We start from the raw sequence: 25,305 nt of genomic DNA on the forward strand, positions 1-25,305 counted from the left end.
CGGGGGCGGGGATTCGGGGCCGGGGTGTCGTCATCGCGTGCGTCAGGTGGTGAACGGGGGGGTTGTGGAGCGCGTCGTCCGGATGTTCCGTTGTCGAGAGTGTTTATCCTGGCTGCTCTGCGTGATGTTCCCATCCCACCGCCCCATCTTGTTCACCTTTGTTTCCGTCTCGTCGTTCGGGCCGATCACACCGCCCTTGGCGTCCTCTCCGATGTTTGCCGGGTGGAGGCCGAGCTCGCGGAAGATCTGCGCGCACATGGGGCAGGGCGCCATGCCCTCGCCGGTCTTGTTCGTGGTCTCGATCGTCGCGCCGTTCCGGAAGCGCTTCTGAAGCTCGGCGCGCACCTCCTCATTGGTCATCTCAGGCTTCCCCTTCGCTGTTCGCTGGGCGTTTCCTTCGGCGCGGATCTGGCGCGCCATCTTGTGCAGCGCGTCCACCTCCGAGCACGTTGTGTCCCCCGTCGGGGTTTTCTGCGGCTCGCGCGCTCTCTGCGCGTTCTTGACGGCCTCGGTGATCGCGTCGTCCCTGCCGAACTTCTCGCGGTGAGCCTCTGCCTTCGGCCCGCCGCGCTCTCCCTGGCTCTTGCCCTCGATATCGCCCGGCACCCCGCGACGGTTCTTCGGATCGGTAAAATCCTTGCCCTCCGGGTTGTTCCCGGCCGCGTTCCGGACGGTCGAGAACGGCATCAGGCCGCTCGGATCGACGAACCGCGTCGGCGCGTTGCCTGCGTAGTCGAAGCCGTTGAACCCGCCGTCGAGCCCGGCCGGGTCCGCGCTCAGGTACCGCCCCATCGCGGGATCGAAGTAGCGGTAGCGGTTGTAGACGAGCCCCGTCTCCTCGTCCTCGTACTGGCCCGGGAAGCGGAGCGGCGTCGTGGTCCGCCCGCCCTCCTTCACCTTCGCGCCGAACGCGGATCGGTCGAGCTCGCACACCACCTCGCCCGCGGGGCCGACCAGGCGCTCCGGCGCGCCCACGTCGTCGTTGAGGTAATGGAACCACGGGCTCTCCTCGGACCGCCCGCCCGCCACGCGCGTGTCGCGGTGGGCCCAGGGGGCGTACCGGGCCTCCTCGAAGCAGTACGTGCGCTCCTCCACGACGGGATCGCCCGACACCTGCGCCACGCGCTTGATCTCGTGGACGAGCATGCCGCCGTCCCACACGAAGCGCACGCTCGACACCTCGCGCCGCTTCCCGTCGGGCGCTCGCTCGAACGTGCGCTTCCCGATGCGCCGCGCGAACGGATCGTAGCTGAGCTCGACCACCCTTCCATCGGGCCTCTCGACCGCTGCGAGCAGCCCGAGGGCGTTCCACGTGTACCGCGTCAGCCGGCCCTCCGCGTCGCGCGCGCTCGTGAGCCTGCCCGACTCGTCCCATGCGTACGTGGTGCCGCCCTTCTGCACCAGGCGGTTCCCCGCGCCGTAAGCGCGCTGCTCGCCGTCCGGCTCGTGAAGATTGCCCGCGGCGTCGTAAGCAAAGCGTTGCCCCCGGCCCCGCTCGTCGCGGACTCCCAGGAGCTGCCCAGCGGGGTCGTGCTCGAACAGCCTCCGGCCGAGCGCGTCGTCCCACGACTCGACGAGCTCCGAGCACGGCCCGTAGCGGAACGCCTGGTACACCGTAGTCCCCGGTGGGCGAGGGCCGACCCACTCGGGCCGGCCGGCGCCCGCGCTGGCTTGCCCGGGGTGGCCTACCCAGCGCTGAGCCATGCGGCCGAGCGCGTCGTAGACGACCTGGATGCGCCCTCCGTCCGGCAGCGCGCGGGCGATCTCGCGCCCGAGCGCGTCGTGCGCGACCCCGACCGTGGTGCGCCCGTCCAGCACGACCTGCGTGGCTCGGCCGCAGGCGTCCCGCGCGAAGGCGGCCGAGTGGCCCAGCGACGTCGTCCGCTGCACGACGTCGCCCATGAGATCGTACGTGCGCCGCACGAAGAACGCTTCCCCCGAGGCGAGCTGCCGCTCCTCCACGACCCAGCCCACGGCGTTGCGTGTGAACGTGAGCTCTCCGGCAGGCGTGACGGCGGCGATCAGCTGCCCGCAATGGTCGTATTCGAACGACTCCGTGGCGCCGTCCGGCAGGGTGCGCTGGACGAGCTGTCCGGCCGCGTCGTAGGCGAACTCGGTCATCTCGCCCGCGCCGGTCTTCTCGTGGAGGAGCTGCCCGGCCATGTCGTGCCGGTAGTGCTTCTCCTGCCCGGCGAACGTCCGCTCGTACACCATGCGGCCCGCTGTGTCGTAGCGCATGAGGTACACGTCCCCCCGCGCGTTCTCGGCCTGCACGAGGCGGCCCTCGCGATCATAGCCGAGGCGGTTCACCTCGCCGTTCGGGCGCCGGATCGCGCAGACCTTGTGCAGGCCTCCCCGATCGAAGCGCGTCGAGGTGCCGTCCGGGTGATCGACGCGCACGACGTCCCCGTTGCGGTCGTGGGCATAGCGGGTCACGCCCCCATCCGGGTGGCGCACGGCGACGCGATCGCCCCGGTCGTTGTAGGCGTACGACGTGATGTGCCCGAGCGCGTCGCGCACCGAAAGGCAACGTCCCCAATAATCGTAGACGTGCTCGGTGACGGCGCCTGTCCCGTCGATCTTCTGGATCACGTTGCCCTGCGCGTCGTGGGCGAAGCGCGTGCGCGCGCCGTTCGGCGCGACCGTCTCCGTGATGAGCCCCCGCGCCTCGATGCGGACCTCGAAGGTCGCGCCGATCGGATCGGTCCAGTACAGGGCGCCCGCGGTGCGCGTCACCTCCGTGACGCCGCCGCCCGGGTCGGTGACGCGACGGATGTGCCCGTCCGGCTCGCGCTCGATGACGGTGGTGCGGCCCAGCGGATCGCTCACGCGGAGCGTGCGGCCGCGGGCGTCGCGGACCCAGGTCGTGGTGGCTCCGAGCGGGTCGGTGAACGAGCGGAGATTGCCGTTCTCATCGTAGGTGCGGCAGTAGACGGCCCCGCCGGATACGGCCTTGTCGAGCTTGCCGAACTCGTTGGCGAAGTAGCGGTGCACGGTGATCGAGTCCGCCACCTCCGAGTACCCGTCGTCGCCATAGACGAGCTTGCAGTGGTAGATCCCCCGGGCCTTCGTGCCATCGGCGAGCGTATCTGGGACGCCCTCCGCGAGGCCGAGGCGCCCCGGATCGGGGTGATCGCCCCAGGTCTCGACGCAGCGACCACGCTCGTCGTACCGGAAATGGAAGGTGATGTCCTCGGGATCCGTGCGCGACATCAGCCGGTGATCGTCGTAGGTGTAGCGGCTGACGCAGCCCTCAGCGTCCGTATCGGCGACGAGGTCGCCGCGCTCGTCGTAGGTATAGCTCCGGAGGGTCACCCATCTCCCTTGCTCGGGCGCGTTCTTGACCTCGAGCGCGGCGATGCGGCCGTCGGGCGTGCGCCGCACGCGCACGACGCGGCCGGCGGCGTCGGTGATCGACTCGATACGCCCCTCGCGGTAGGTGAGCCGCGTCGTGTTGCCATGGGCGTCGCGCACGGCGGAGAGGCGGTATGTCGAGCCGTCGCGCTCGGAGAACAGGTAGAACGTGCCCGCGGCGTCATCGAGCACGAACCCGCTGGCGTCGCGGGTCAGGACCCAGCCGTCGGGGCCGATGCCCGCGTCCCCCTCGGCGATGGGGTCGAACGAGAGCTCCGCGCCGGTGTCGGTCCACAGCACGGTGGTCTGGCGCCGCACCTCGGCGGCCCACGCGAACGAGTGAACCCAGCCGAAGCCGAGGCCGACGTCGCGCTCGCGGGCGCTCGTGCTGTAGCGACGCACGAACCGCAAGCCGAGGGCGCCGAGCAACTCGAGGTCGACCACAGGATCGGTGAACACGCGGCCGGTGGCGACATCGACGGGGTCGCCTTTCGAGACCTTCCCGCTCTTCTTCGACCCGTGGTGGTTCGGGCAGCCGGAGCCGTCGCCGCCCGCGCCGCCGCAGGCCGACTTGCCCCCTCCGTTGGCGCCGCTGCCCCCGTTGGAGCCGTCGGCGCCCTGGTCCTTGCCGCTCCCCTTGCCGCCTTGCCGCTGCCGCCGCCGCTGCTTCCGCCGCCGCCCATGATGAAGACACCGGGATTCATGCCGGGGATCGCGGGGATATTCGGGACAGGGGCTGTGCGCGCCATGGGAGCGAGCGTAACAGGGGGCAACAGCACCGGAAGTGCGCATCGTCCCCTCCACGGACGCGCAGGAAAGCACGTTGACCCGACCGGTCAGCCGCGAGGCCCATCGCGCTGCCTCCTCGTTCGGCCTGTCTCAATCCCGCTGGCATGTTCGCGCATTCCTGCGCGTCTCGCGCATTTTCGCGCTCGAGGTTGCGGCAAGGGGCGAGCTGTCGGTATCGTGCGCGCCATTCGCCCACTCAGGAGCTCTGCCGTGCACAAGATCTACCTCGTCCTTTCCGCAGCATTCCTCGTCACCTCTACGGCCTGCTCGGATGAATCCGATTCCAGCGGTACGAGTAATGACCAGGCCAGCAGCAGCACTTCGACCAGCAGCGCCTCGGGCAGCGGTACCGGAGGCAGCGGCGGGTCAGGGAGCACGGGCGTCGGAGGAGGTGGCGCTGCTGGGGCGGGCGGATCGGGCGGCGCAGGCGAGGGCGGAGCAGGCGAGGGCGGCGCGGGGGCAGCAGGCGGGCCCGCTACCGGGGCCGGTGGGGACCCGGGCACCTCATCCCTGGGTTTCTTCGTGTCCACCCCGAGCGACAGCGGCGGCGATCTCGGAGGGATCGCCGGCGCGGACGCGACCTGCCAGGCGCTGGCGGCCGAAGCGGGCGCCGGCGGTCGCACGTGGCGCGCGTACCTGAGCACGAGCACGGAGGATGCCCGCGATCGCATCGGCAAGGGGCCCTGGGTCAACGCCAAGGGCGTCACGGTGGCCGCGACTGTCGAGGCGCTGCACGCGCTGCCCGGGGGCAACCCGGAGCTCTTCGTCGATCACAAAGGCAACCGCATCAACGGCCAGTGGCAGGGCTCTCCCTCGCCGATCGAGCACGACATCCTCACGGGCTCGGCGGCGGACGGCACGGCCCTGGCCGCCACGTGCAACGACTGGACGTCGTCCACGGCCACGCCCGGGCCGCAGGTGGGGCACTCCGACGGCCTCGGTCCGAACATGAACGGCCAGGCCCCCTACAACTCGTGGAACTCCGTGCACGCCCCCGCGGGTTGCAGCCAGCAGCAGCTCGTGGCGGTGGGCGGCGCGGGCCGTATCTACTGCTTCGCCGCGGATTGAGCCTTCGTCCGGCTCAGGCGGTCGCGCCGGGCTGGATGCCGTTCAGCGCCATCATCTTCCGCCGCTCGTCGTCCTTGTTGAGGCCGCGGTACCGCTCGTCGAGCTTCGCCATATCGAGCTTCAGGATACGGCCGTAGAGCGAGAGGGCGACGCCGACGATCGACGGGTGGCAGGCGGACTTCACCCGCTCATCGTAGTAGGGATACGCCGCCTCGTGGAAGCTGCGCAGGTTGTAGAACGGGATGCCCGGGAACTTGTGGTGCTCGTTGTGGTACGTGACGTTGTTCCAGAGGAAGTTCGTGACGCGCGCGCTCGTCCCGTAGGTGCGAGAGCTGTAGGCGTCCTCCCCCGGGAGCATCTCGTAGTGCTCGATCATCGAGGTCACGCTGGCGAGGATGGCGCCGAAGACGAACGGCAGGACATAGAAGAAGAAGAACACCTGGAGCGGCATGACCCAGAAGAAGAAGGCCATGAGCCCGTAGAAGCCGAGGAGCTCCACGTTCATCTTGACGCGCTGGAGCGGCGACAGCCGCTTCACGTACCGCGCCATGCAGCCGAGGAAGTAGAGCGGATAGGCGAACGTGTAGACGGCGAGGAGCAGGATCCTCGCGAGGACGGGGTTCCGTGTGTAATCCGTGACGACGAAGTTGTCGACGTCAGGGTACGTGTTCGCGATCTTGTGATGATGAAGGTGGTAGTTCGTGTACAGCGTCACGCTCATGCCGGTCGGCGCCCAGCAGACCAGGGCGATGAGGTACGAGGTGAGCTTCGAGCGCGAGCAGCTGCCGTGGACGGCGTCGTGCGCCACGGCGCCGAGGCCGCGGACGAGGTTGGCGATCAACCACGAGCAGGCGACCCCGATCGGGATGGCGAGCGGGTGGTGCTGCGTCGCGTACAGCACCCACGTGACCGCGGCCCAGATGCCGAAATGAAGCGGGATCTTGAGCAGGTGAATCGGGTTGCGCCTGTAGGCAGCCTGCAGCAGCTCCCGCGGTACTGTGTCCATGCCGGCCATGCTGATCTCCGTGTTTCTCGCGCGTGCGCGGCCCGGAACTTCGCAAAAAACAGGCGGGAAAACAAGAGCACGCCCGCTTTTTACCCCCGCGGCGCGAATGCGCCTACGCGCCTGCGCGGGGGCTGGCGACAGGGCTTCGCGCCGCTTGAGGGGCGCGTTCGCCGCCGCTAAGACGCGGCCATGGGGACGCGCATCGAGAAGGACAGCTTCGGGCCGATCGCGGTGCAGGACGACCGCTACTGGGGGGCGCAGACGCAGCGTTCCCTCGAGAACTTCCGCATCGGGGGCGAGCGCTTCCCGCGGGAGATGATCGCCGCGCTCGCCACCGTGAAAAAGGCGGCGGCGCTCGTGAACCGCGATCTGGGCCTCCTGCCGGCGGACAGGTGCGCGCTCATCGTCGCGGCGGCCGACGAGGTCATCGACGGCAAGCTCGACGACCACTTCCCGCTCGTCGTGTGGCAGACGGGCAGCGGCACCCAGACCAACATGAACGTGAACGAGGTCATCGGGAACCGCGCGATCGAGATGAGCGGCGGCGTGATGGGCTCGAAATCGCCGGTCCACCCGAACGACGACGTGAACAGGTCGCAGAGCTCGAACGACGTGTTCCCGACGGCCATGCACGTCGTCGCCGCGCTCCAGATCGAGCGCCGCCTGCTCCCGGAGGTCCGCCGGCTGCGTGAGACCCTGGCGCAGAAGAGCGCGGCGTTCGCGGACATCGTCAAGATCGGCCGCACGCACCTGCAGGACGCGACGCCGCTCACGCTCGGGCAGGAGTTCTCCGGCTACGTGGCGCAGCTCGACGCCGGCATCGCCGCGGTGGAGCGCGCGCTCCCGCCGCTCCACGAGCTGGCGCTCGGGGGCACAGCCGTCGGGACGGGGCTCAACGCCCACCCGGAGTTTCCGGTGAAGGTCGCCGCCAGGATCGCCGAGCTCACGGGGGCGCCCTTCGTCACCGCGCCGAACAAGTTCCAGGCGCTCGCGTCGCACGACGCCCTCGTCGCGGCGCACGGCGCGCTGAAGGTGCTCGCCTGCAGCCTGACCAAGATAGCGAACGACGTCCGCTGGCTCGCGAGCGGGCCGCGCTGCGGGATAGGCGAGATCACGATCCCGGAGAACGAGCCGGGCAGCTCGATCATGCCGGGGAAGGTGAACCCCACCCAGGCCGAGGCGATGACGATGCTGTGCGCGCAGGTGCTCGGCAACGACGTCGCGGTCGGCATCGGGGGGGCGAGCGGCAACTTCGAGCTCAACGTGTACAAGCCGCTCATCGTGCACAACGTGCTGCAGTCGATCCGGCTTCTCGCCGACGGCTGCGCGTCGTTCGAGGAGCACTGCGCGCGGGGCATCGAGCCGAACCGCGAGCGCATCGAGCGGAACCTGCGCGACAGCCTGATGCTGGTGACCGCGCTGAACCCGCACGTGGGCTACGACAACGCAGCGAAGATCGCCAAGAAGGCGCACGCGGAAGGGACGACCCTCCGCGAGGCGGCGCTCGCGCTCGGGATCCTCGATGGGGGGAAGTTCGACGAGATCGTTCGGCCGGAGAGGATGATCGGGCCTTCCGGGGACGGGTGAGGCTGCGGTGGGGACGCGAAGGAGAGGAGGTCGTGCCGAGTTGCCGGGCGCTCGGAGAGGGGGCCTCGGCGATAACCGAGCTCGTTCGGTCACGCTCAGCTCACGAAGCCCTCCACCCCATCATCGGTCACCAACGTAAACGTTTACGTCGTCGTTTACGTAAACGACCACGACCACGACGAAGTAAACGACGCTCTGGTCTGAGTTCTTTTTTTACCCGGGGGATTAAGGAACGGCCCACGGCAGCCGTACCCGTGCGCCAGGGAGGATCCCCTGCTCGCCAGGCATGGTCCAGACCACCGGCGACACGGGCAGCACCACCGGCGCAAGCGTGACCTCATAGCGGCCCAGCTCGAATGCCACGCCCGCCTCCGGAAACCCCTGCGTCGGGTCGTCGAACTCCCCCAGCGCCTCCGGATCCTCAAGAATGTCCGAGGACGGAAGCGCCGGCGCGCTCGCCTGCGGCAGGTCGGTCACCCGCTGTAGCGCCTCGTCGACCACACGCTTCCAGTTACGTCCCATCTGCGCGGACGGAAGCTCCGCTGCGAGCGCCTCCAACCGCGCCTTGAACTGTGCGTCGGACAGCACCGTCGCAGTCCGCTCTGCGGGCGACCGGGGCGGCGGCCCGACCTCCTGCGCCTGCGCCAGGCCAGGCGCAACCAGCGTCGCGAGCAGCGCCACGGCAGCTCCGTGCGCTCTACTGCACACCCTCATTCACCACCTCCTTTGCGCGCCTTCGCGCGGCTGACGGACATCCAGCGAGAGGTCGACCGCGCGGAGCGCCGGTCATTCCGGCCTTCCGCGCGGCGGCGGGGCGAGCCCGCCTCCGGGAACGGGCGGCGATCGACGTCGAGCGCCGCGGGGTTCGGGAGCACTCAGTGTACGCCCATCGCAGGTGCCCGGAAAGGGCAACTCGCCTGGTGCGCGCGGGGGCGAGGCGGCGCGTTGACACCCTGTCGACACGTGGGATAGACGAAGGCGCCTGCCAGCGGCGCTGTTGCCGAGTTCGTTGCGATTCCTCTCGCCCGCCGGCCAGCACGGACGCCAATGACACCTTGCGCATGGACTCGTCGCGGTGCGGATCCTCGATGTGCCCGGCCGCGGCGCCGCGGGAGCGGCACGGCGCCGGACGGCGCTGCGCTCGCCCTTATCCTCCTGGCAGCGGCGGCGCTCTGGTGTCCGCAGGCCAGCGCGCAACCCGCCCAGCGGCTGCCAACCCAGCCTCCGGCCGCCGACGCGCTCCCGGTTCCCCCGCCCGCGGCGCCGGCCATCCCGGTCGCGCCGCCGCCCGGCGCGGTTCCCCCAGGCGGCGCGCCGGCCACGCCGCCCTCCGGAGCTACGCCGCCGAGCGGCGCGCCGGCCACGCCCCCTGCCGGGGCCACACCCGGCACCCCCGCGGCCACGCCGGACGCACCGCCTGCGAGCGTTGCGCCGTCCGCTGTCGCCGCACCCGGAGCACCCGCCGCCAGCACGTCGCCGGCAGGCGCCGCGCCGTCCAGCGCTGCGCCGCCCGCAGCGATCGCGGCCGCACCGTCACCTGCCGGGGCGGCCGCTGCGCCGGCCGCGGACGAACCGCCGTTCCAGCTCGCGATCGGCCGTCTCGTGCTCTCTCCCCTCGTGCTCGTGCAGGCGCAGGCCGTCCCCTACGTGGGCGAGGACGCCTTCCTCCAGGCGGGCGACGTCGCCGAGGGGCAGGGGTTTCGCCTGCGGCGCGCCCGCGTCGGCTTCGCGGGGAGGCTCGCCGGGTACGTGCCGTTCGCGGTCTCGGGCGAGCTCGCCGGAGGCGCGGACGGCTCGGCGCGGCTCTCCGAGGCGTGGATCGGCTACGCCCACTTCCCGTTCGCGAACCTCTACTTCGGCGCGCACGACGTGCCGTTCAGCCGCTCCGCGATGGCCGGGGCCGGCGAGGGCGCGCTCATCGAGCGGCCCCTCGCCGTGCGCGCCATGGCGCCCTCCCGCCAGGTCGGCCTCCACGTCGAGGGGCACTTCCGGGGCCGGGCGTTCAGCTACTTCGCCGGCATGTTCAACGGCTTCCAGCGCTCGGATCAGTTCTTCGCCGGCTATGTCGAGAACGCCGCGAGCTTCGGCAACCGCTTCGACCACGTCGCCTATGTCGCGCGGCTCGCCACCGAGCCGCTCGGCCCCCTCCCTCGCTCGGTGCAGGACCTCGCCGTCTCGCGCCTCCGCGTCGGCGCAGGCGCGAGCTACTTCTTCAGCGACGGCGGGACGCGCGACATCCACGGCATCGGCGCCGACGTCCTGGTCCAGGCCGCGGGCGCGCACGCGCTGGCCGAGCTCCTCTGGAACCAGAGCGACCCCGAGAGCACCCCGACGCAGCCGCTCGGCCAGCTCGCCCCGGTCACGTCGATAGGGCTCGTCGGCGAGGTGGGGTATTTCGTGAGGCGCATCAAGCTCGGGGTGAGCGCGCGGTTCGAGTGGCTCGATCCCAACCTCGACCTCTCGGACGAGACGGACAGCTGGGCCCTCACCGCCGGCGCGAGTTACCACTTCATCGACAACACGCTCAAGGCGCAGGCCGACTTCACCCACCGGCAGGAGCGCCACGGCGTCGCGCTCGACAACGACGCCGTGGCGCTGCAGCTGCAGCTCAACCTCTAGCGGCCTGCCATGCGAAGACGCCGCTCCGCCCTCGCCCTGCCCGCGCCGCGCGGCGCCCTCGGCCTCGTCGGCCTCGTCGGCCTGATTGGCCTGGTCGGTTGCGACGAGCCGAACCTCCTGCGCGCCAAGCCGATCGAGAACCGGTTCGAGCTGGTCGGCGGCCCGGTGGCGATGGCCGATGTCGGCGATTTCCTGTTGGAAAACGACGAGATCCGGGTCGCGATCCTCGGCCCGCGCCACTCGCCGGGGCCGGGCGTCTACGGCGGCTCGCTTGTCGACGCGGACCTGCGCCGCCCCGATCCTCGCTTCGCGAGCGCGTCGGGCCGCGACCGCTTCGCCGAGTCGTTCCCGGTCGCCAACCTGCTCGTGCCCGACCCCGGCGCCACCGAGGTCTTCGTCGTCAACGACGGCTCCGGCGGGCAGGAGGCGATCGTCCGGGTCGAGGGCGACGGCGGCTTCCTCTTTCACGCGCTCGGCGTGCTGAAGACCCAGGAGGACTTGCTCGGCCTCCTGTTCGACGGCCTCAAGCCGGCGATGCGCTTCCGCACCGACTATGTCCTGCGCCCGGGCGAGCGGTTCGTCACGATCCGCACGACGCTCCTCCTGCCGGACGAGGTGCTCGGGTGCCCGAGCGTCGCCTCGTGCGCGCTCGAGTGCGAGGACGGCCTCGCGGCGGGCGACGACGGCTGCCCTGCGTGCGCCTGCGGCGAGCCGCTCTCGCTCGACAACTACGCCGGACCCTCGGACATCTTCAGGGGCATCCTTGGCGACGAGCGGAACGGAGATCCCGAGCGGAAGGGCGGGATCGTCGCCGGCGATTTCGTCTTCTTCGGCAACCAGAACGACATCTTCGGCCCCGGCATGGGCTTCGACGAGGAGAAGGCGGTGTTCGACGCCCTCTTCTCCGGCCGGGATACGTTCCAGCAGCCGCTCAGCTTCGACTTCGTCGCCGCGGCGGGCGGCGACGTCAGCTACGGCTATTTCACGAAGGCGCCGGAGGGCGGCCCGCCCTCCACGGTCAACGTCCCCGTCTTCACGAGCGCGGCGACGGCTTTCCTGAGCGCCGGCCGGAGCTGCCTCGCGGCGGACTCCGACGACGAGGCGTGCGACCGGAAGCGGTCGTTCACCTACGAGCGCTACTTCGCCGTGGGCGAGGGCGACATCGCGAGCGTCGCCGAGGTGGTGTACGGCGCCCGGGGCACGCCGACCGGCGCGCTCGAGGGCGCCGTGCGGTGGCGGTCGACGGGCGCGCCCGTGCCGAACGCGCGCGTCCACGTCTTCCGCGACCCCGACCCGGGCGCCGCCTTCGCGAGCGTCGACGCGCTCGTCGAGGCGAACCTCGCGCGCTCGGGGGACGTGGGGCTGCTCAGCTCCATCGACGCCGACCTCGGGCTCGATCCGGTGGAGGACGGCGACTTCCACGCGCGGCTCGCGCCCGGCGGTTACCTGCTCGTCGCCGAGAACCCCGAGGGCACCGCCGTGTCGGCGCCGATCCGCGTGGCGCTCGGCGCCGGGGCCACGGTCTCGGTGGCGGCGGAGCTGCCGAGCCCCGCGCGGATCGCGTACCGGGTGGTCGACGAGGGGGGCCGGCTCGCGCCCGCCAAGCTGACGTTCGTCGCGCTCGACGCCGCGGGGCGGCCGCTCGAGGGCGACGGCACGAGGCGGGTCTACCTCGGCCGCGGCCGCCTCGGCAGCGGCGTCCGGCAGATCGAGCGATCGGAGACGGGCGAGGGCGCTGTCGAGATCGAGCCCGGGCGCTACCGTGTCCTCGCCACGCGCGGGCCCGAGTTCGGCCGGTTCGAGGTCCCCGACCTCGAGGTGCGCGCCGGGGAGGTCCGGCGGATCGAGGCGGTCGTGCCGCGCGAGGTCGACTCGACGGGCTGGATGTCGATCGACATGCACCTGCACCAGCGCCCGAGCTTCGACAGCGGCCTGCCGCTCGAGGAGCGGGTGACCTCGGCGGTCGTCGAGGGGCTCGACGTCGCGGTGACCACCGACCACGACGTGCACACGGATCTCGAGCCCGCGGTGAGGCAGCTGGGGCTCGAGCCGCACCTGAAGACGGCGGTCGGCGCCGAGGTCTCGACGCTCGAGCTCGGGCACTTCATCGGCTTCCCGCTCCGCTACGACGAGCTCGACGTGCCGGATCACGGCGTCTTCGACTGGGTCTGCCGCGCGGGCGGGGACGTCATCGACGGGGTGCGCGGCACGGCGGCGGAGGGCGAGGACGCGCTCGTGATCGTCGCTCACCCGCGCGACGGGTTCATCGGGTACATCGACCAGCTCGGCGTCGATCCCTTCACGCTGCGCCGGTCGATCCCGACGCTCGAGGCGAGCAACCCGCTGTTCCAGGCGGGCAGCTGCGATTTCGACGCGATGGAGGTCTTCAACGGGAAGCGGCTCGATCTGCTCCGGACCCCCACGGTGCAGGAGGTCGTCGATTTCAACCGGTGCCTGTCCCGGATCGACGCCGCGACGGACGAGGCGTCGCTCCGCGCGGCGTGCGCCGAGCTCCCAGGCGGCCTGCCGGCGTGCAAGCCTGGCGAGCGGTACGCGGCGTGCCAGCAGCGCGCCCGCTCGGCGCTCGCCTGGAGCGTGACCAAGCGGATCCTGACGAGGACGCCCGAGGAGCAGGACGCCGTCTGGGACTTCGACAGGAACGCGGCCGACGGGGAAGCGCTGTGCCTGGGAGGCGAGGGCGGCGTGGTCCCGCCGGAGGACGAGGATCGGCCGTGCACCTTCCACGCGGGCCAGGTCGACGACCTGTTCCGCTACCTCGACCACGGCTTCTCGCCGACGCAGGTGGGGAGCAGCGACAGCCACGGCGCCACGCTGGAGCCGGGCTTCCCGCGCACCTATTTCCGCTCGCGGACCGACCAGCCGGCGGCGCTGGATCTCGCGGAGGCGACCGGGGCGCTCCGCGCGGGCAGCGCGTTCGCGACCTACGGGCCATTCGTCCGCGCGAGCGTGGGCGGCGCGACGTTCGGCGGCGTGGCGCGCGTCGAGGGCGACACGGTGCCGCTCGACCTGCGGATCGAGACGGCGAGCTGGTTCGGCGTGGATCGCGTCGAGGTCTACGTGAGCGGCCGCCTGGTCCGGGTGCTCGAGCCGCCTTCGGGGCCGTCGGCGATCGTGGACGTCGACGAGCGGCTCGTGTTGCCGGCGCCGCCGTCGGACGGCTGGGTCGTGGTGGTGGCGATGGGCCTGCGCGACGAGAACCTCCTCACGCCGGTCGCGCTGCCGGTGTCGTTCGGCGAGCTCCAGCTGCCCCGTGTCGCGAGCCTCGCGTTCACGCAGGTCGAGGCGCTCTCCCGGTTCTTCACGGCGTCACCCCCGGTCCCCGACTGGTACCCGGTGGCGCCCTACGCGGTCACGAACCCCATCTTCCTGGATCGCGACGGGAACGGCGCCTACGACGCCCCGCGCGGCCCGCCCCCGTTCTGCGCGAGGCCGTGCGACCCGGCCGTGCTCGATCCGTCGCAGTGCCCGGAAGGGCAGCAGTGCCTGGTGAACGAGCGCGTCTGCGGGATCTTCGTGCTCGGCCGCTGCGAGGACAAGCAGGCGTCGCCGTAGCGCCCGAAAGGTGGCGCGCGCAGACCGCTCGGGCGGGGGCGACGGCGGAGCGCTCTTCGCGCAGCGGCGGCCCTGGCCGCGTGCGCTCGACGTGGTGTCGAATCGTTCTTGGCCGCGACCCACCGCGCGCCACGGCGCCGCCGTCTTGAAGGGCTCGCGCGGTCGGTGTTAAGGTCGGCGGTGGGTGAGGGAGGCGAGAGTGCTCGAACGAGACGTGGCGCTTCCGACCGCCGGGATCCGACTCGCCGGCACCGCCTGCGTGCCTTCGGGCGCGGGACGTTTCCCCACGGTGCTGATGATCCACGGCAGCGGGCCGCTCGACCGCGATGAGAACATGCCGGGGCAGCGCCTCGACGTGTTCAACACCATCGCGCGTCACCTCGCGGCCGCCGGCATTGCGAGCGTGCGCTACGACAAGCGCGGCTGCGGAAAGAGCACCGGTGATTACTACAACACCGGTTGCGGAGAGCTCGTGCACGACGCGGGCGCGTTCTTCGACGCGCTGCCCGGATACGATTTCTGCGATCCATCACGGAGGTACCTGCTCGCGCACAGCGAGGGGTGCGTGTTCGCGCCGCTGCTCGCGATCGAGCGCCCGGCGGTCGCGGGGCTCTTGCTGTTGTGTCCCTTCATCGACAATGCCGAGCTTAGCCTGCTGCAACAGGCCCGGCAGATCGAGCAGGACCTCGCCGAGGTGCGCGGGGTCTGGGGCGCGGCCCAGCGCTTTCTGTTCGGGCTCGGCGGCGGTCCGATCGAGCGGCAGAAGCGCCTGATCCAGCGCATCAAGGCGTCGGACTCGGCGACGATCCGCTTAGGTCTCCAGCGCTTCCCGGCGAAATGGCTGCGCGAGCTGATGGCGATCGAGCCGCGCGAGATCTTCTCTCGTGTCGCGTGTCCGATGCTGCTCATCGGCGGCGAGAAGGACGTGCAGTGTGACCCGGGCGCCGTCGAGCGGATCGCGGAGGTCGCGCGCGGCGAGGTCGAACGGCACGTGATCGCCAACCTGACGCACATCCTGCGGAGCGACCCCGGCCCTCCGTCGTTGTTCGGTGCGCACAAGCGCATCGGCGATCCGCTGGATCCCGCGGTGCTGTCGCTGATAGCGGACTGGCTGAAGGCGCGCCAGCTCCAGATTGCCGGTTGAGCTCACAGCCAGTCGCCCGCGGCGGGGCGCTCCGGTCGCCTGACCGACACTCGAGGTGATTCCACTCGGGCGACGCGGTGCTGGTGGCTAGTGCTCGGGTGGCTGCACGGCCGCGAGGAGCCCACTCGGCTGCGACGCGAGATCGAGCGTCGGATCGACGAGGTCGCGGAAGGGACCTCCGTTCAGCGACGCGACGACCTTGGCCGTGACGATGGGCCGCACCCCGGAGTCCTTTTGCAAGCGATCGGCCACGTGGTGCGCGAAGTCGACGAGCATGTCGGGCCGCGCGCACATCTCCCCGAGCTGGCGGTCCGTGAGCCACGCCTCGACGTCGAGCGGCTCGCGCACGCCGGTCCTCGGATCCAGCACGTGAATCCCGAGCTCGCTCACGTTCTTGTCGCGCAGCTTCATGCGCCACGAGAAGCGGTGTCCGGCCTCGTTCCAGGCGACGTCGCCCGGGTAGACCCAGTGGCGGAGCGGCACCACGAGGTGGAACAGGAGATATCCGTGGAGCAGCGCGAGCGGCAGCGCGCTCCGGCGCGGCGCGGCGGGCGAGGGGGCGCGGGCGACGTCGCCGGGGGCCTCCGCGCCCTTGAACAGGAAGGGCAGGCGCCGCCTCGGCCACGAGGGATCGCCGAACAGCGCGAGCGAGGCGATCATCGCGTAGGGGAAGATACCGATCTTGAACAGGAGGGCGTTGGACAGGTTGAACGCCACGGCGAGCGCCGCTCCGAAGGGGAAGGTGCGCCGGGAGAAGAGCAGGAAGCCCATCGAGAGGTCGATGAAGAGCCCCGCATACGAGAGCGCGAGCCCCGCTGTCGGCGAGGCAAGGAGCGGCCCGACGAGGGGCGCGTCGCCGTGCGCGGCGAGCCACATGGTGAGCGGCTGCCCCCGGAGCCAGTCGCCGTTCAGCTTCGCGACGCCGCCGTAGAAGTAGACGATGGCGATCTGGGCCTTCAGGGCGAAGAGATAGAAGCGCGGCACGGTCTCCGCCGGCGCGTCGGGCGCCGCCCCTGCGGGCGAGGCGCGCCGCGCGCGGAGGCGATCCAGCGAGAGCGCGCGGTGCGCCGGGGCGGCGGCGAGCAGCAGCCCGAGGAGGCAGAGGAGATAGAGGTGGTTGAGGTATTGTGCCTTGTCGAGGAGGAAGACATAGGTGAGCGCGGCGCAGAGGAGCGCGGCGCTCACCCGGTAGAAGAGCCCGACGGCGCAGAGCAGCGCGAGGACGAAGAGGGCGCCGAAGTGCCAGTACATCCCAGTCCCGCCCCACGGGCGGACGAAGGGGACGAAGCTGAAGAAGAAGTCGGGCTCGATGTAGTAGCGGTAGATCCGATCGTGGAGGGCGTACCGGACGACCTCCCATGCGATCAGGGCGCCATAGCCGGCGCGGAAGACCGCGAGCGAGGCGGCGTCGACCTCGGCGGTGAGGTAGGCCGCCCAGCGCCGCGCGAGGGGGCTCCTAGTGACGGTGGTGGGGGTGGTGCTTGTGCTTGTGCTTGTGCTTGCCGTGAACGTGGATGTGGACCGGTCGGCCGTCGTCATCGTCGTCGTCGTCATCGTGGACCACCACCACGCCTGGAGCCGTCTTGACCCTCACATCCACGTTCCACGCCGTCGCCACCACGACGTTCACGGCCGGCGCGCTCGGGCCGACGATGACGTGCACGCCGGGGCGATAGCCGACGAGCACCACGTCGGCGTGCGTCGGGTGCGCCACGACGACGGTGAGCTTCACCGGGTTGACCTTCGCCGCGACCTTGCCGACGCAGTAGAGGCCGCCCGGGCCGGGGGTGAGCACGACGAGCTCGGAGCCCTGTCCCACGAAGCCGAGCTTGATCTTGCGGTCGCCGACGGGGACCGGCTTCAGGTCCGCGTCGAGGACGTAGACCCTGACCTGACCGGAGGCCTTGTCCGCGACGACCTCGATCGTGTCGTCGCCGACGACCTGGATCACCCCGCCGTTCGGGCCCGTCTTGCCCGGGGGGATGGGCCTCTTCTCGGCCTTTCTCGCGCCCTCGACGATGACCTTCGTGCCCCCTGAGGGCACGTGGAGCGTGCCATTCCACGGCTTCCCGGAGACGCTGATGTTGTACTTCACCTCGGTGAGATCGGCCTCGAGTTTGGGCCCGGTCGCGACGAGGAGCCCTGTCTTCGCGTCGAGCGCGAGCGGGGCCTGCGCGTCGCCGTTCGGCCCTTTCCAGCTGAGCGTGCCGCTCACGTCCTTGTCGATGGGCTTGCCGTCAGGCGCCTTCACGATCGCCTTCACGGCGCCGTCGGGCGCGAAATCCCACCCGACCGAGCCGCCGTCGTGCTCCTCGGTCAACGGATCTTCGATCGCCACGGGGACCGCCTGGACCGACTCCTCGGTCACGCTGGCCTCGGCGGTGGTCTTGCACCCTGCCGCGAGGGGGCTACCGGCGATCAAGGTGGTCAGGGCCACCACGGAAAGGATGCTCTTGGCTTGCATCAAAGCCTCCAAGCGCAGGAGGGTATCGCAACCGCCGCGCCGCGTCTGCACGAACCGCCTCGCGTTGCGGCGATGAGGGGCACGGGCGACGACATTGGATGCGCGGTGACCACTTTGCCCGTGATCGTCGCTCGCGCGTGCCTCCGGCGTGAGCTCGTAGGCTTCGAAGAAGCCCTGTGCGGAGTGCCTCGTGGGATGACGAGCGATGTGGATGCTCTGGGCATATCGCCGAGCGCGATGGCGAACGCGGCGGGTGCCTGTGGCAGCTCGCCAGGCGCGATCGCGGCGTGCCGGATGCCTGTGGCGGCTCACCAGGCGCGAGCGTGCGTGGTGTTGCGGATGCCCGTGGCGGTTCGCCAGCCGCCGTCACGCCAGGCGCGAGCGTGCGTGGTGTTGCGGATGCCTGTGGCGGTTCGCCAGCCGCCGTAACGCGCTTCTGAGGCTCCTCGGCGTCTTCGCGCCTGGGCTTCCCCCCAGCGCCTCTTCGGGCTAGCGTCCCGGACGAGCCTGTCCTGCCATGTCCCAGCGCGTCTATGTCGGCCTCGTCGGCTACGGCCTTGCCGGTGCCGTTTTCCACGCCCCGCTGATCCGGTCCGTCTCTCGGCTACGCCTCGCCGCCATTGCGACCCGCCGGGAGGGCCAGGTCATGGCCGACCACTCGGGCGTCGCCGTGCATCCGACGCCCGAGGTGTTGATCGCCGAGCCGGGGATCGACCTCGTGGTCATCGCCTCGCCCAACGAGACCCACTTCCCGCTCGCGCGCGCCGCGCTCGAGGCGGGCAAGCACGTCGTCGTCGACAAGCCGTTCACGATCACGAGCGCCGAGGCCGACGAGCTCATCGCGCTGGCCGAGCGCCGGGGCCGGCTCCTCTCGGTCTTCCAGAACCGCCGCTGGGACGCGGACTTCCGCACCGTGCGCAGCTGCATCGAGCAGGGTCTGCTCGGCGAGGTGGCCTCGTACGAGGCGCACTTCGATCGCTTCCGCCCCGCCATCAAGCAGGGTTGGCGAGAGCAGGAGGAGCCGGGATCGGGGATCCTGTACGACCTGGGCGCGCACCTGATCGACCAGGCGCTCGTGCTCTTCGGCCTGCCGCGCGCGGTGACCGCCGACGTCCTCGCGCAGCGAGCCGGGGCGCGCACGGTGGACTATTTCCACCTGACGCTCGACTACGGCAAGCGCCGGGTGATCGTGCGCTCCTCGACGCTGGTGCCCGAGCCGGGGCCGCGCTTCGCGGTCCATGGCGACGGCGGGAGCTTCCTCAAGTACGGGATCGACGGCCAGGAGGACGCCCTCAAGGCGGGCGCGCGTCCGGGCGTGCCGGAGTGGGGGCGGGAGGACCCGCGCTGGTTCGGCACGCTCGTCACGGCGAGCGGCGAGCGCCGCGTCATCGAGAGCCTGCCCGGCGCCTACGAGGCCTATTACGAGGGCATCGCGGCGGCGATCCTCGACGGCGCCCCGCCGCCGGTGCGCGCCGAGGAGGCGCGCGACGTGATCCGCGTCATCGAGGCCGCGATGAAGAGCGCCGCCGAGCGGCGGACGATATCGCTGGGGGCGTGATCGACGCTGCGCAGGAAAACCGCTGCTTGCGTTGAGAAGCGGTTGAAGAGCGCATGTTCACGCGACCTCCGTCGCCTCCTACCGAGGGTGCTTATCGGTCGGTGGGCGTGCGCCGATATTCGAGGTGCGTCACCAACGACAGCGGTAGTCCCGGAGGATGGGCCGATGTCCGAGGTAGGTTAAAAAGGGACAGCGGTAGGCGGACAGCGGTAGGCCCGGTGCGAGGGTGCTCGTTGGGCGGGGTGGGGGATGGGCCGATGTCCGAGGTGGTTTAAAAAGGGACAGCAGTAGGCCCGGTGCGAGGGTGCTCGTTGGGCGGGGTGGGGGATGGGCCGATGTCCGAGGTGGTTTAAAAGGGACAGCGGTAGGCCCGGTGCGAGGGTGCTCGTTGGGCGGGGTGGGGGATGGGCCGATGTCCGAGGTGGGTTAAAAAGGGACAGCGGTAGGCCCGGTGCGAGGGTGCTCGTTGGGCGGGGTGGGGGATGGGCCGATGTCTGAGGTGGTTTAAAAAGGGACAGCGGTAGGCCCGGTGCGAGGGTGCTCGTTGGGCGGGGTGGGGGATGGGCCGATGTCTGAGCCCGAGGCATCTCTCCTCCGGCTTCGCCGGAGGAGAGATGCCTCGGGCGAGTTCGGCGGGGCCCCCACCCCGCCCAACGAGCACCCTCGCACCGGGCCGGGCAATTCGGAACATTGCGCGCAGCAAGGCCGCCGCACGCTCGGCGCCCTCTCGGGCAATCAGATCAGCGCGCCGCCGCCATCGCGGCCTGCATCGCGATGCCCATCTCGGCCGGCGTGGCGGCCACCTTGGCCCCCGCCGCCTCGAGCGCCGCGATCTTCTCGGCCGCCGTGCCCTCGCCGCCCGCGATGATCGCGCCAGCGTGGCCCATGCGCTTGCCCGGAGGCGCCGCGCGGCCGGCGATGAACGCCGCCACCGGCTTCTTCATGTTCTTCTTGATCCACGCCGCCGCGCGCTGCTCGGCCGTCCCACCGATCTCGCCGATCAGCACCACGCCGTGGGTGTCGGGATCCTGGTTGAAGAGCTCGAGCACGTCGATGAAGTCCATGCCGCCGACCGGATCGCCGCCGATGCCCACGCAGCTCGACTGCCCGATGCCGAGGGCGCTCAGCTGGCCGACCGCCTCGTAGGTCAGCGTGCCCGAGCGGGAGAGGACGCCGATGTGGCCCTTCTTGTGGATGTGGCCCGGCATGATCCCGATCTTGCACTCTCCCGGGGTGATCACGCCGGGACAGTTCGGCCCGATGAGCCGCGCCGGCTTCCCCTCGAGGAAGCGACGGACGCGGATCATGTCGAGCACCGGCACGCCGTCGGTGATGCAGATGACGAGCTTGCAGCCCGCATCGATGGCCTCGGTGATCGCGTCCGCCGCGCCGACCGGCGGCACGAAGATGCACGAGACATCGGCGCCCTCGTTGCGCACGGCCTGCTCGACCGTGTCGAAGATCGGCACCTTGTCTTCGAATCGCTGGCCGCCGCGGCCCGGCGTCACGCCGGCGACGACCTTCGTCCCGTACTCGATGCAGGCGCGGGCGTGCTGCGACCCGTAGGCGCCCGTGATGCCCTGGAAGACGACCCGCGTGTCCTTGTTGACGAGGATGCTCATCGCTTGATTACTCTACCTTCAACGTGGACAGGAGCTCGGCCACCGCCGCTGGCTCGCTGCTCAACTGGGTTCGAGGCTCGGTGCACGCGGGCGCCCTAGGCGCCGGCCTTGCCGCCGCGCGTGGCGGCCACGATCTTCTGCGCGCCGTCGGCCATGGAGCTCGCCGACTGGATGGTCAGGCCGCTCTCGTCGAGCAGCTTGCGGCCGGCCTCGACGTTCGTCCCCTCGAGGCGCACCACGAGAGGCACCTTGAGCCCGAGCTCCTTCGCCGCGGCGATGACCCCGGCCGCGACGACGTCGCAGCGCATGATGCCGCCGAAGATGTTCACGAAGATGCCGCGGACCCGCTCGCTCCGGAGGATGATCTGGAACGCGGTCTTCACCTGCTCCTGCGAGGCGCCGCCGCCGACGTCCAGGAAGTTCGCCGGCTTTCCGCCGTAATGGAGGATGATATCCATCGTCGCCATCGCGAGCCCGGCGCCGTTCACGAGGCAGCCGATGTCGCCGTCGAGCGACACGTAGGACAGCCCGGCCCGCTTCGCCTGGAGCTCGACCGGATCCTCCTCGTCGACGTCGCGCATCCCGTTCCAGTCGGCGTGCCGGAACTCGGCGTTGTCGTCGAAGCTCACCTTCGCGTCGAGCGCGAAGACGTCGCCGGCGCCGGTCACGACGAGCGGGTTGATCTCGAGCAGCGAGCAGTCCTCCGCGGTGAAGCACGCATAGAGCGAGCCCACGAGCTTCAGGAACTGGCGCTGCGTCTCCTTCGCGGTGAGCCCGAGCGCGATCGCGAGCTGCCGCCCCTGGTACGGGGCGAGGCCGAGCACCGGATCGATGAAGAGCTTGTAGATCTTCTCCGGCGTGCTGTGGGCCACCTCCTCGATGTCCATGCCGCCCTCGGTCGAGGCGATCACCGCGACGCGGCGGCGCTCGCGATCGACGAGCATCGCGAAGTAGAGCTCGCGCGCGATGTCGAGGCCCTGCTCGATGTAGAGCCGCCGGACCTTCTGCCCCTCGGGGCCCGTCTGATTGGTGACGAGCTGCATGCCGAGGATCTTCTCGGCGAGCGCGTTCGCCTCCGCGCTGCCACCCTTCGCGACCTTGACGCCGCCGCCCTTGCCGCGGCCGCCCGCGTGGATCTGCGCCTTCACGACGACGACCGGGTTGCCTGTCTGGGCGATCAGCCGATCGGCGATCGGCGCCACCTCACTCGCCTGGAAAGCGGGCTCCCCTTTCGGTACCGGCACTCCGTAGCGAGCGAAGAGCTGCTTGCCTTGATACTCGTGGATTTTCATGAGAGGGGCCGCCACCCTATCACAAGGCCGCGCCCACGCGAGACTCGAAAAACAGGGTCGACGGACGTCCGTGTGCGCGCCCGCGCGGGCGCGTGTGAGTTACGTGTTACGTTTTGTTACGCTCCGGCACGTTACGTTTCGAGTGTTTCGCGCCGGCTCACCCCTCCATGGAAAAGTGCGGCAGCGCGGCGCCGCTTCCGTCGCCTCACTTGGCGGCGTAGGGCGGCGGCTCAGGCCGGCGGAGCGCCACGAGGGCGAACACGCCGGGCAGGATGTCGTCCTCGACCCTGGAGACCTTGCCCTCGAGGCTGAGCTTGAGCTCATCGAACGGCGAGTAGGTGAGCCCGGCGCTCGCGGAGACGCTCGGCTGAGGCGCGAACAGATAGGCAGAGAGGGCGCCTTCCGATTCGTGGAGAGCCTGGACTCGAAAGACCGGATGGATTGCCACCTTCGGGAGGACATTGGCGATGATCTCGCCTCCCACCCAGGGATTCAGCGCGATCGCTCCCGCCTCGTCCGCCGCGCCGACCAGCCCGACGCTGCCGTCGATCGACACGGACAGCGCCTCGGCCGGGTAGAGCTCCAGGGCGACGACCGCCGAGTAGAAATCGATCGACGGATACAGCGCGACGCCCGACCAGGTCGACCAGAGCGGCTGCATCGTGGTGAGACCGGCGCCGAACGTCGGCGCGTCGACGTCGAGATCGAAGCCGCCGAAGAGGTTGATCTCGTATCCCTCGCCGAGGACGAGCCCGGGCTCGACGCCGAGCATCCGACCCGGGACGGTGCTGATCATGGTCGAGGTCGTCGGGAAATAGTTGATCCAGCCGTCCCAGTCCTCGAGGCCAATCGGGTGCGTGATGATGCCCAGCCGGAGGTGGTGATCCTCGCGGCCAATCTGGAGCATCGCCCACTCGGGCGGGCCGATCTTGATCCCCGGCGTCGGCAAGGACCACGTGGGGTAGACGAACGCCGGCAGCCCGAACGCCGGCAGCCCGAGCGGCGCCGTGGTGGCCTGCACGTCGAGATCGAGCCGGAAGTACAGCGAGCCGCTCGCGAGCCGGAGCCCGACCTCGGCCTGCGCGAGCGCGTCGAAGCGAAGGGCCGCGGGCTGCTCGCGGTGCACGCCCGCGACGACGCTGGTCCCCCCTCCCACCCAGGTGTCGATGTCGGCCGGGAGCGCGGCGAGATGCGATAGCAGCTGGGCCTCCTCTCTCTGGGTCTCCAGACGGCGGCTGTCCTCGATCAGCGAGCGGCGATGAGCGCCCCCGCGGCGATCACCGCCCCGCGCCGGCCGTCGCGGCCCGCAGGCGCTCGACCAGCGGGCGGATGACGTCGCTCCGCAGCTTGTAGGACGCGCGGTTCGCGATGAGCTGGGTGCTCACCTCGGTGACCGTCTCGAGCACCTCGAGGCGGTTCTCGCGCAGCGTCGAGCCCGTCTCGACGATATCGACGATCAGGTGGGAGAGCCCGACGAGCGGCGCGAGCTCCACCGAGCCGTGGACGGGGATGATCTCGGCCACCACGCCCTTGCTCGCGAAGTGATCCCCGGCGATCCGCGGGTACTTCGTGGCGACGCGCGGCAGATCGGGCACCGGCGTGTCCTCCGGCCCGGCCACGACGAGGCGGCAGCGGCCGATGCCGAGATCGAGCGGCGTGTAGAGATCGTGGCGGCGCTCGAGGAGCGTGTCACGGCCGGAGACCCCGAGATCGGCGGCGCCGTACTCGACGTAGGTCGGGACGTCGTCCGGCTTCAGGAACACGTACCGGAACGCGCCGTCCGCCGTCGGCCGGACCAGGCGGCGATCGTTCTCCTCGAGGGGCGTGCTGTCGAGGCCGGCGCGCCGCACGAGCGGGATGAGGTCCTTCAGGATCCGCCCCTTGGGGACGGCGATGGTGAGGGGCTTCGTCATCCGTCCCGCCCCTCGACGCGCGCCGTGTCGGCGCCGAGCTGCGCGAGCTTGCGCTCCATGAACTCGTAGCCGCGATCCAGGTGGTAGACGCGCAGCACCTCGGTCTCGCCCTCGGTCGCCACGAGCCCGGCGATGACGAGCGACGCGCTCGCGCGCAGATCGGTGGCCATCACGGTCGCGCCCGACAGCGGCGCGCCGCCGTGCACGTGCGCCGTGTGGCCGTCCACGTCGATGTGCGCCCCCATCCGCGCGAGCTCGGGGACGTGCATGAAGCGGTTCTCGAAGATGGTCTCGACGATGCGCGACGTGCCCTGCGCGAGGCACATCAGGACCATGAACTGCGCCTGCATGTCGGTCGGGAAGCCCGGGTGCGGCGCCGTCGTGACGTCGACGGCGCGCAGCGGCCGCCCCTCGCGGCGGACGCGCACGCAGTCGCCCTCGCGGCCCACCTCGACGCCCGCCTGGCGGAGCTTGGCCGCGACCGCCTCGAGGTCCTCGAGCGGCGCGTTCTCGATCAGCACGTCGCCGCCGGCCGCGGCGGCCGCGACCATGTACGTGCCGGCCTCGATCCGGTCGGAGATGATCGCGTGGTCGAACGGCTCCAGCTCGTCCGCGCCCTCGATGTGGATGACGTCCGTGCCGGCGCCGCTCACGCGCGCGCCCATCTTGTTGAGCACCCGGCCGAGCTCCTCGACCTCGGGCTCGCGCGCGCAGTTGACCAGCGTGGTCCGCCCCTTCGCGAGCGCCGCGGCCATCATCAGGTTCTCGGTGCCGGTCACCGTCGGCAGATCGAACACGACCTCGGCGCCGCGCAGCCGCTTGCACTCCGCGACGATGTAGCCGCGCGACAGCCGGATCGTCGCGCCGAGCGCCTCGAGGCCCTTGAGGTGCTGATCCACCGGGCGCGTCCCGATCTGGCAGCCGCCGGGGAGCGACACCTTGGCGCGGCCGAAGCGCGCCAGCAGCGGGCCGAGGACCATGACGCTCGCGCGCATCTGCTTGACGAGCTCGTAAGGCGCCTCGGGCCGCACGTTGTCGCCGGCGCCGACCTTCACGAGCGGCGGCGCGGTCTCGACGTTGCGCCCGAGGAACCGGAGCAGCGCCGAGGTCGTCTCGATGTCGCGCAGCGCGGGCACGTTGCGGAGCAAGCTCTCCCCGTCGGAGAGCAGCGTCGCGCAGAGGATCGGCAGCGCGGCGTTCTTCGCGCCGCTGATGCGGATCTTGCCAGAGAGCGGCTTCCCGCCCCGGATCCGGATGGAGTCCATGCCCCCGCTATCGCACAACCCGCGGCGGAACGCGATGTTTCGGGGGCCGGC

At 70.8% G+C, this 25,305-nt stretch carries 16 protein-coding genes; 6 read left to right on the forward strand and 10 right to left on the reverse strand.

Features of this window, described 5'->3' with window-relative positions:
* Window positions 1–42: 42 nt before the first annotated feature.
* Entirely contained in the window at window positions 43–4,146 is a 4,104-nt protein-coding gene (locus WMF46_RS48855; protein ID WP_437983524.1) for an RHS repeat-associated core domain-containing protein, read from the reverse strand.
* Between the two features lie 519 nt (window positions 4,147–4,665).
* Between WMF46_RS48855 and WMF46_RS48860 the strand changes: the two genes are divergently transcribed.
* Window positions 4,666–5,211, forward strand: coding sequence for a hypothetical protein (locus WMF46_RS48860; RefSeq protein WP_437983525.1), 546 nt, complete (start codon window positions 4,666–4,668; stop codon window positions 5,209–5,211).
* Between the two features lie 13 nt (window positions 5,212–5,224).
* Here WMF46_RS48860 and WMF46_RS48865 read toward each other — a convergent pair whose 3' ends face one another.
* On the reverse strand, window positions 5,225–6,217 hold the full coding sequence (locus tag WMF46_RS48865; RefSeq protein WP_437983526.1) for a fatty acid desaturase family protein: 993 nt from the start codon (window positions 6,215–6,217) through the stop codon (window positions 5,225–5,227).
* A 189-nt stretch (window positions 6,218–6,406) separates the two neighbouring features.
* On the opposite strand from WMF46_RS48865, the gene fumC reads away from it, so the two are divergent.
* Window positions 6,407–7,804 carry a class II fumarate hydratase gene (gene fumC / locus WMF46_RS48870; RefSeq protein WP_437983527.1) on the forward strand — a complete coding sequence of 466 codons (1,398 nt, stop codon included), beginning with the start codon at window positions 6,407–6,409 and terminating at the stop codon, window positions 7,802–7,804.
* Window positions 7,805–8,029: 225 nt separating this feature from the next.
* On the opposite strand, the gene WMF46_RS48875 is transcribed toward fumC, so the two are convergent.
* Window positions 8,030–8,485: a hypothetical protein gene (locus tag WMF46_RS48875; RefSeq protein WP_437983528.1), complete on the reverse strand. Its 456-nt coding sequence runs from the start codon at window positions 8,483–8,485 to the stop codon at window positions 8,030–8,032.
* 921 nt (window positions 8,486–9,406) lie between these two features.
* Here WMF46_RS48875 and WMF46_RS48880 point away from each other — a divergent pair.
* The 3 genes from WMF46_RS48880 to WMF46_RS48890 all read left to right on the forward strand — a co-directional run bounded on the left by WMF46_RS48880 (window position 9,407) and on the right by WMF46_RS48890 (window position 15,140).
* Window positions 9,407–10,423 carry a porin gene (locus tag WMF46_RS48880; RefSeq protein ID WP_437983529.1) on the forward strand — a complete coding sequence of 339 codons (1,017 nt, stop codon included), beginning with the start codon at window positions 9,407–9,409 and terminating at the stop codon, window positions 10,421–10,423.
* Window positions 10,424–10,432: 9 nt separating this feature from the next.
* Window positions 10,433–13,996 carry a PHP domain-containing protein gene (locus WMF46_RS48885; RefSeq protein ID WP_437983530.1) on the forward strand — a complete coding sequence of 1,188 codons (3,564 nt, stop codon included), beginning with the start codon at window positions 10,433–10,435 and terminating at the stop codon, window positions 13,994–13,996.
* Between the two features lie 199 nt (window positions 13,997–14,195).
* Entirely contained in the window at window positions 14,196–15,140 is a 945-nt protein-coding gene (locus WMF46_RS48890) for an alpha/beta hydrolase (RefSeq protein WP_437983531.1), read from the forward strand.
* An 87-nt stretch (window positions 15,141–15,227) separates the two neighbouring features.
* Here WMF46_RS48890 and WMF46_RS48895 read toward each other — a convergent pair whose 3' ends face one another.
* Together WMF46_RS48895 and WMF46_RS48900 are read right to left on the reverse strand one after the other, a co-directional pair.
* Window positions 15,228–16,694: an HTTM domain-containing protein gene (locus tag WMF46_RS48895; protein ID WP_437983532.1), complete on the reverse strand. Its 1,467-nt coding sequence runs from the start codon at window positions 16,692–16,694 to the stop codon at window positions 15,228–15,230.
* Complete coding sequence (locus WMF46_RS48900) at window positions 16,597–17,604, reverse strand: hypothetical protein (protein ID WP_437983533.1); 1,008 nt, start codon at window positions 17,602–17,604, stop codon at window positions 16,597–16,599. The genes WMF46_RS48895 and WMF46_RS48900 overlap by 98 nt, the downstream gene beginning before the upstream one ends.
* Before the next feature lie 517 nt (window positions 17,605–18,121).
* Between WMF46_RS48900 and WMF46_RS48905 the strand changes: the two genes are divergently transcribed.
* Entirely contained in the window at window positions 18,122–19,162 is a 1,041-nt protein-coding gene (locus WMF46_RS48905) for an oxidoreductase (RefSeq protein WP_437983534.1), read from the forward strand.
* 740 nt (window positions 19,163–19,902) lie between these two features.
* Here WMF46_RS48905 and sucD read toward each other — a convergent pair.
* From sucD to murA, 5 genes are all read right to left on the reverse strand, one after another.
* Complete coding sequence (gene sucD, locus WMF46_RS48910; protein WP_437548122.1) at window positions 19,903–20,784, reverse strand: succinate--CoA ligase subunit alpha; 882 nt, start codon at window positions 20,782–20,784, stop codon at window positions 19,903–19,905.
* 95 nt (window positions 20,785–20,879) lie between these two features.
* Complete coding sequence (gene sucC / locus WMF46_RS48915) at window positions 20,880–22,076, reverse strand: ADP-forming succinate--CoA ligase subunit beta (protein WP_437983535.1); 1,197 nt, start codon at window positions 22,074–22,076, stop codon at window positions 20,880–20,882.
* A 205-nt stretch (window positions 22,077–22,281) separates the two neighbouring features.
* Window positions 22,282–23,232: a hypothetical protein gene (locus WMF46_RS48920; RefSeq protein ID WP_437983536.1), complete on the reverse strand. Its 951-nt coding sequence runs from the start codon at window positions 23,230–23,232 to the stop codon at window positions 22,282–22,284.
* Window positions 23,233–23,353: 121 nt separating this feature from the next.
* On the reverse strand, window positions 23,354–23,989 hold the full coding sequence (gene hisG, locus WMF46_RS48925) for an ATP phosphoribosyltransferase (RefSeq protein WP_437548128.1): 636 nt from the start codon (window positions 23,987–23,989) through the stop codon (window positions 23,354–23,356).
* Window positions 23,986–25,254 carry a UDP-N-acetylglucosamine 1-carboxyvinyltransferase gene (murA, locus tag WMF46_RS48930; RefSeq protein ID WP_012241754.1) on the reverse strand — a complete coding sequence of 423 codons (1,269 nt, stop codon included), beginning with the start codon at window positions 25,252–25,254 and terminating at the stop codon, window positions 23,986–23,988. The genes hisG and murA overlap by 4 nt, the downstream gene beginning before the upstream one ends.
* Window positions 25,255–25,305: the final 51 nt, after the last annotated feature.

This window comes from Sorangium sp. So ce117 (assembly GCF_051524395.1).
GTDB classification, from domain to species: Bacteria; Myxococcota_A; Polyangia; order Polyangiales; family Polyangiaceae; genus Sorangium; species Sorangium cellulosum_B.

Excerpts from the sequence above, each read along its gene's own strand:
- WMF46_RS48855 (WP_437983524.1), bottom strand. The coding sequence starts at position 4,146 with ATGCGCACTTCCGGTGCTGTTGCCCCCTGTTACGCTCGCTCCCATGGC.
- WMF46_RS48865 (WP_437983526.1), bottom strand. The coding sequence starts at position 6,217 with ATGGACACAGTACCGCGGGAGCTGCTGCAGGCTGCCTACAGGCGCAAC.
- fumC (WP_437983527.1), top strand. The coding sequence starts at position 6,407 with ATGGGGACGCGCATCGAGAAGGACAGCTTCGGGCCGATCGCGGTGCAG.
- WMF46_RS48885 (WP_437983530.1), top strand. The coding sequence starts at position 10,433 with ATGCGAAGACGCCGCTCCGCCCTCGCCCTGCCCGCGCCGCGCGGCGCC.
- WMF46_RS48895 (WP_437983532.1), bottom strand. The coding sequence starts at position 16,694 with ATGACGACGACGACGATGACGACGGCCGACCGGTCCACATCCACGTTC.
- WMF46_RS48900 (WP_437983533.1), bottom strand. The coding sequence starts at position 17,604 with ATGCAAGCCAAGAGCATCCTTTCCGTGGTGGCCCTGACCACCTTGATC.
- WMF46_RS48905 (WP_437983534.1), top strand. The coding sequence starts at position 18,122 with ATGTCCCAGCGCGTCTATGTCGGCCTCGTCGGCTACGGCCTTGCCGGT.
- sucD (WP_437548122.1), bottom strand. The coding sequence starts at position 20,784 with ATGAGCATCCTCGTCAACAAGGACACGCGGGTCGTCTTCCAGGGCATC.
- sucC (WP_437983535.1), bottom strand. The coding sequence starts at position 22,076 with ATGAAAATCCACGAGTATCAAGGCAAGCAGCTCTTCGCTCGCTACGGA.
- hisG (WP_437548128.1), bottom strand. The coding sequence starts at position 23,989 with ATGACGAAGCCCCTCACCATCGCCGTCCCCAAGGGGCGGATCCTGAAG.
- murA (WP_012241754.1), bottom strand. The coding sequence starts at position 25,254 with ATGGACTCCATCCGGATCCGGGGCGGGAAGCCGCTCTCTGGCAAGATC.